Here is a 6,000-nt window from a genome sequence, read left to right on the forward strand (position 1 = left end):
CTACACATACGGGTGCCTCGTGATCAGACGCAGCAGTATAAGACCTCTCACCGTTAAAGAGCAACGCTACTCTTTAACTTGCTTAATTCTGTGATAAAATCTACTGAGCTCCCGAAACCGATCAATCGAATTCGGTTTTACCCTCGTACTGCTCTGGTCTAAGAATCCGAATGAGGATGTGAACAAGTTTCAGCACCATAACAAGAGTAAACACCGTGAACATGGCAGCTATGGTTGTGGTCACAAATCCAAATCCAACTGCAACTCCAATCGCTGAAGTGGTCCAAATAAGAGCTGCTGTTGTGAGCCCACTCACCCCTTTTCGGCCGTGGAAAATTACCCCAGCACCGAGAAAACCAATTCCAGTTACGACTTGAGCAGCGATTCGACTCGGATCCCCGAATTGCTGACCAGCGACCGCCTCGCGGGAGATAATGGCAAAGAGACAGCTTCCCACACAGATCAGAGAAAATGTTCTAAGACTCGGGTCTTTCCCCGCAATTTCTCGCTCTAAGCCTATTAACGCCCCAATAATGGCGCTTACAACGAGCAGCTTCATCTCATAAGAGCACAAAACATCGAAAATTCCTGATGTACTTGAAAGTGAATCCATGCTGAGAGCTTAGTTGATCAAACAATTTCATGAAAGGGGGCAAGGAAGAGCTGGTGTAACTTCCTCATTCTCAACTATAATTGTGCTATGAGCATAGGGATAAACCTTGGGGCGAGTGGAAACTTCGGAGTTCTTCTACCCAAGCCGCGTTATTCCTCGGATATAGCAACCCTTATAAGAGGAGGTGATCCAACATGAAAGATTATTCCGATAGGTTATGTTTGTGTGAAGGACAGTTTGGCGGTTTGTTTTTGAGTATCCGATTGTAAGGATTCTCTCATAACAGTAGGCGGGAATTCTATTATTCAGATTTCCCCCCTCATTAAGCCAATCAGGCTGTGGTGGACAATATTCTTTCACACTTACGTAACCGAAAGAGAAGAAGACCACCATTCTTCAAATAGGGGGCAAGCGTATCTCTTGCCTCCTTTTTTTCTCTATCTTCCGATAGGATTATGGACCAGGGGCTGCACTCAGTGTGGGTTGATCGACCTTACTGGGAACTTCACTGGCATAGCCGTCTGCATAGGCTGCCTCTGCCAACTGATTTATCACCGTGGCTATCTGCGATTCCGAGTTAACGACTTTATCGGGCGGCGCAGCCGGCCCCGGCCAACATCCAAAGTACTCAAGAATCTCAGCCAGCAAACTCTCGGGCGAACCATTATGAAATTGTTCTGCTACGGTCTGTAATTCTACTGGGCAGAACTGTGCGGCAGCAAAGGCATCCTGAGGATAGAAAGTGATGACCATGGGAGTAACAATACCCATTAAAGAACAGAAAAGGTAACGCCTTTTAAAATAAGTTCTCGACCACACCCTCGCTCTAGTACGGTTTTTACACGAAAGATTGACGCCCTTAAATAGCACTATAAGACTCCTCTACATCCCGCCCGACCACTACTTTCAGTGAATTTCGTCCCGCCTTCTATGATATCACCTTAAGATGTCGTCAGAAAAAAAATGATACATAAGGAAAAATGAGCATTCTAATGAGGAAATCTTGTTATTGTTATAGGAATTTCTATGGGTTACTCGCTCAGCCACCCGAATTTTCTCTATTTCATGAGAAAACCTTTTTCTATGAAAAACGTAGTCACTGATGAAATTTTGTCTCTTGCTTCATAAGACCAATCACGTTTTTCAGTCCCCCTAAGAAGCTCCCGAGAGACCCATCAAGTGTTGGACCACTTGCTGAATTTGATACACTCGTTTCTACCCAATGACGACCCTGAACAGGATTATCCATTAGAGCCTTAAACTGCTGTTGCATGCTTTGTTCACTTAAATAAATCGTCGTTAGTTGATCGATAGAAGGACATTTTGCCCAGATTTCAATAGAATTCCACGCCGCGCTTGCTTCAGGGTCTTCGCATATTCGAGTGCCCGATTGGACCTGTTCGAAGGCATCCTGTTGAAGCTCAGATAACAATCCATCATCTGCAATTTCCTGTACGGCTTCAATAACGGCTTGCCACTGATTCACACTTCCTAAGAACCACACAAAACTTTTTCCCCCGAGAAGCTGAGTAAAGTTATCGATATTCTCTTGCATGGCAACCATCACTGCGGAGTCAGAGTCGATAGTATTCCCCGCAAGGTCGATAGAATGAGGTCTTCCATCAGTCACGAGTATCATCGCGCAACGCCCCTCTCCACTCGTCTCCGCTAAGAAGGTCTCACACTGGTTATTCGGAACAGCATTATGAGTAAATGTTCCAGCAGGAAGTACACCCATATCATTGATATAGTAAAAAAGATTAGATCCTACTTCTGGTGCATCCGTCGCGAAACGCACAGTGCCAAGAGATTGAGGTTGATATCCGCCGGCCTTGCTCGTGAGAGCACTTTCGCACGGGGTTCCCTCACGACAATTTCCATGGCCAAGAGGCGGTGCAGCATTGCCACTACTATCTGTAAACTGACGACAGGCTGGATAGCGATAGTCCCCCTGTGCAAACGAGCCAGAACTTTCATTATAGCATCCCGCCACTCCACCCTGCGTGCACCGCGGCACCATGTGTCCTGCACCATCGCCAAATGTGCAAAACACCGCTGATTCTTCGACTGGGGCGCCAGCTGACTTACACTTCGGTACATGCCCAGCATCACCACATCGCGGCCATTCCCCCTCGGAATCAAGATAGTGCATCTTACTATCAGGATGTGCTGCGATATTCGGATCGTCACAGTCAACACTCTTATTCATGGAGAAGTCATCGCAGTAATCACGGATAAGGCACAAAGCATATCCAGTGGTACTTTTGTCAGACGACCACTGGGCATTGTTTGCAGCTGGAGGCCCTACTTCACACGGATAGGTAATGCCATCACCAATCGGCCTATGAAGATGGTCATTAGGGGGGTGAGCTGGACCCTGAACTGAAAAAGCAAGCGGAACAGTTCCATAGCCATAAGGATAAAACCAATCTTCGGTTGCCCAATAAATTCCTCTAATCTCCCCGATATGCCAAACAAACGAATCTTCAGGTGGAGGATTAAACTTTTCATTTTCCAGTACTGGAAGAGGAGGATCAAGGAACGCACTAAATGTTCCAGGAGAATGAACTTTCCCGTCTGTGCCTGAAAATGATGCATACTTCGCTAATTTTCGAAATCCCATGGCATGCATGAAACCGAACGTGGGAAAGCGAAAATCAATATTAATATCATGGCGAAAAGGGTCTTTCGGGTTATCAAACGAGTGTTCTTCAAAAACATTGGTCACCACTTTAGGTCCACTTGTTCCTATACCATCCTCATAGCTTTCAACTGATGGAAAGTGATAATCCCATATCTCATACACCCCATCGTTATCCATCGGTAGATACGGTGAATCATATTCCCCACTAGCATCTGGCTCACCAACCATCGCGTAATTATTAAAAGCTACTCGTTCATCAGGAAGTAAACCACCCAGCAGATCTACCGTAAGATACGGCGTAGCCTGCGCAGCCACACCCGTGAGAATTACCGCAGCTTTCTTGTAAGCAAGGAAGTTGCTTGACATCTCTTTCCGAAGATCATTGATCATCGGTGGTCTTCTTCCACCACACCCAGTCTCATTCGTAGGAGTACATTCAAGACCATTAGGCGTTGGCCAAGGCCACTGAGCTCCCGTATCAAAATAAGGAAGTCGAATTCGATTGCGGATGTCAAAGCTGTACGGAAGTGCAAGTAGGGTTGCATCATCCGGCATAACTCTACCGAAAGAGTCAACCACTCCATTTGAACCAGGTGCACCATTTGGCTGAATTACATCGTATGCCTGCAAGAGGTCGTCAGCATTAAAATCTCTATTGAGACTTTGCGAAAAATCGAGAACGAGCGAGATCAAATATGCTCCAGGTTTTGCACTCGACATGCCTCCTACCGGAATTGAACCGAGTTGTGAAACAATTTCCGTAATTGGATCTTGGTCAAAGAAGAGGAGCGCGCTCACTGTATGAGCCGCATCATCGGTCTCATGAAGGAAGTGAATTCGTCCTCCATCAGTATTTTGGAATGAGCTATCTGGCCGCACGCCCGTAAAGCCAAGAGCCGACGCCAGGGCAGCCATTGAATTGAGCGTTTCTCCCGAGTCAAACTCGGAGGAGAATGAGCCAATCGTTACAAGATTCATCGTATGATACTGAGCTCGTAGTTTCGTCAGATTCGCCTGAGCATATCCAAGAAATATGAATCCTATAGTAAGAAGCGGAAGAGCAAGCATCGCAGCCCATAAAAGAACAAATCCCTCTTCAGAGTGACATGTATGCCTTCTTTGCTTCCGAACGAGACTCGACATAAGTTCCTAACATCCACTCCTATTAATTTACCAATCTCCGGGGAACAAGCTCAAAGTCGCTGACCACTGACTGTTCGAAAAGCAAGCTAGCAGGTTCGCTACAAATACGAAGATACACCATAGGAAGAAAATCCATATATCCGCGGTATTGCTGATTACTCAAACTTACATCATAGAGTTTCGGCCCGATCGGCACCGGAGCATTAGTACCTGGATCTGTATATCCACGAATTTTTCCATTTTTGACCTTTGAAAAGCTAATCAGCTCCTGCTTATGTGACTCATTAAGACATTCCGAGTCAGTATATGGGGAATAATAAATGAGGGCCGGAGGTTGATACACAAACACATCACTCGTAAAAGGCCCTGAACCAGTTGGAAGTCCTGTCTCTGGATCAATTGGGATGTAACTTACCAACAGATAGAGAATTGTTCGCTCCAGACGTCGCTTTTCCGTAAAGAAATCTCCTATCGTGTTTGCAAATTCACCTATAGAGGGAGTTGTAGTACTGCTGAGCATCTGAAAACCACCCGTGTCTCCTACACTGGAATCAAAGACGAGGCTAGGCTCCTGGGGCCCCATCGCAATCTCAGTTAAGAGTTGAATATGTTTCATCTTCTCAAATTGCACCGTGTACAGGTGCGCAAAGCCCAAAATGACGGCTGTAAAAAGAGTAAGACCTATAGCAACCTCAACAAAAGTGGCTCCTGCATCATTGCTTTCGTTTCTCACTGCCTTGCACGCTCTCTCTTGCTTCACTTCACATCTCTCTTTGCTATTTTTTACTGATGCTTATTCCGCTATCCCACCAGCCCTATATACATAGACCTCAGCTTCGATGTATTTCACCTTTACCTCTCCCAGAGTCATAATTTGAAAACCAATGACTGGAACTGCACACCGTACATTGACGAGTCTATCTCGAGACTCATTGATTAATTCAGCAAGATCTACTGGATCTCCTGGCCAGCTGCTTTGCGCTGGAGGCTGATCCTCGTCGGCAAAGCGAATACGAATTGAGCAATTTGTTCTCCCTCCAAGATCAGATAGAGGATCCTCTTGATTCAGCGGCTCTGGAATTGGAAAGTACAAATGGGGACTCGCATTATGCAGCAAACCATAGGCAAGGTTTAACACCTGCTTATCCTTCCTTGGGAAATAAGTAAGCCCGTAGAAATCTTCATGCTGTTCGTTCAGTTGATTATTCCAGAAATCTACCCGTCTACTCGTTATATCTCCATGCTCTTGCTCTGGTGCGAAATAAAACTGCTGCATCTCTTGATGCGTAAATGCATATCCTGCTGGGCTTGAGGAATTAAGTAACTTTGCACTCTCAATCGCAATCTCCCTTGCGGAAATAGAGTTAATAAAAAGACGGGACAGGTCAAAAACTGCACCAGCAATCAGAAGGAGAATCGGAATAAGAATGGCAAACTCAATCAGGGATGCACCCAAAGAGCTCCGACTGGTCTTGGGGAAGAGACTTACTCTCTGAAAGATATCTGCAACTCTTTTTTTCATATCGAGAGGAGGAGGTAGACGGAAGACACGCATGGATTCTCTTTGAACAGTAACCTGTCTATAATAGTGCCATACCAA

At 45.7% G+C, this 6,000-nt stretch carries 5 protein-coding genes; all 5 read right to left on the reverse strand.

The window, feature by feature from the left end; genetic code table 11:
- Nucleotides 1-121: 121 nt before the first annotated feature.
- Nucleotides 122-613, reverse strand: coding sequence for an MgtC/SapB family protein (locus tag EBR25_07375; GenBank protein ID NBW40809.1), 492 nt, complete (start codon nucleotides 611-613; stop codon nucleotides 122-124).
- Between the two features lie 453 nt (nucleotides 614-1,066).
- Nucleotides 1,067-1,384: a hypothetical protein gene (locus tag EBR25_07380; protein ID NBW40810.1), complete on the reverse strand. Its 318-nt coding sequence runs from the start codon at nucleotides 1,382-1,384 to the stop codon at nucleotides 1,067-1,069.
- A 325-nt stretch (nucleotides 1,385-1,709) separates the two neighbouring features.
- The gene (locus EBR25_07385) at nucleotides 1,710-4,400 is read right to left on the reverse strand and encodes a hypothetical protein (protein ID NBW40811.1); all 2,691 of its coding nucleotides are present in this window, start codon (nucleotides 4,398-4,400) and stop codon (nucleotides 1,710-1,712) included.
- Nucleotides 4,401-4,422: 22 nt separating this feature from the next.
- A complete protein-coding gene (locus EBR25_07390) occupies nucleotides 4,423-5,160 on the reverse strand; it encodes a hypothetical protein (protein ID NBW40812.1) in 738 nt (245 codons plus the stop codon).
- Between the two features lie 33 nt (nucleotides 5,161-5,193).
- Entirely contained in the window at nucleotides 5,194-5,955 is a 762-nt protein-coding gene (locus EBR25_07395) for a hypothetical protein (protein NBW40813.1), read from the reverse strand.
- Nucleotides 5,956-6,000: the final 45 nt, after the last annotated feature.

It is taken from the genome of bacterium (assembly GCA_009926305.1).
In the GTDB taxonomy this organism is placed as follows: domain Bacteria; phylum Bdellovibrionota_C; class UBA2361; order UBA2361; family RFPC01; genus RFPC01.

Excerpts from the sequence above, each read along its gene's own strand:
- EBR25_07380 (NBW40810.1), bottom strand. The coding sequence starts at position 1,384 with ATGGGTATTGTTACTCCCATGGTCATCACTTTCTATCCTCAGGATGCC.
- EBR25_07375 (NBW40809.1), bottom strand. The coding sequence starts at position 613 with ATGGATTCACTTTCAAGTACATCAGGAATTTTCGATGTTTTGTGCTCT.
- EBR25_07395 (NBW40813.1), bottom strand. The coding sequence starts at position 5,955 with ATGCGTGTCTTCCGTCTACCTCCTCCTCTCGATATGAAAAAAAGAGTT.
- EBR25_07385 (NBW40811.1), bottom strand. The coding sequence starts at position 4,400 with ATGTCGAGTCTCGTTCGGAAGCAAAGAAGGCATACATGTCACTCTGAA.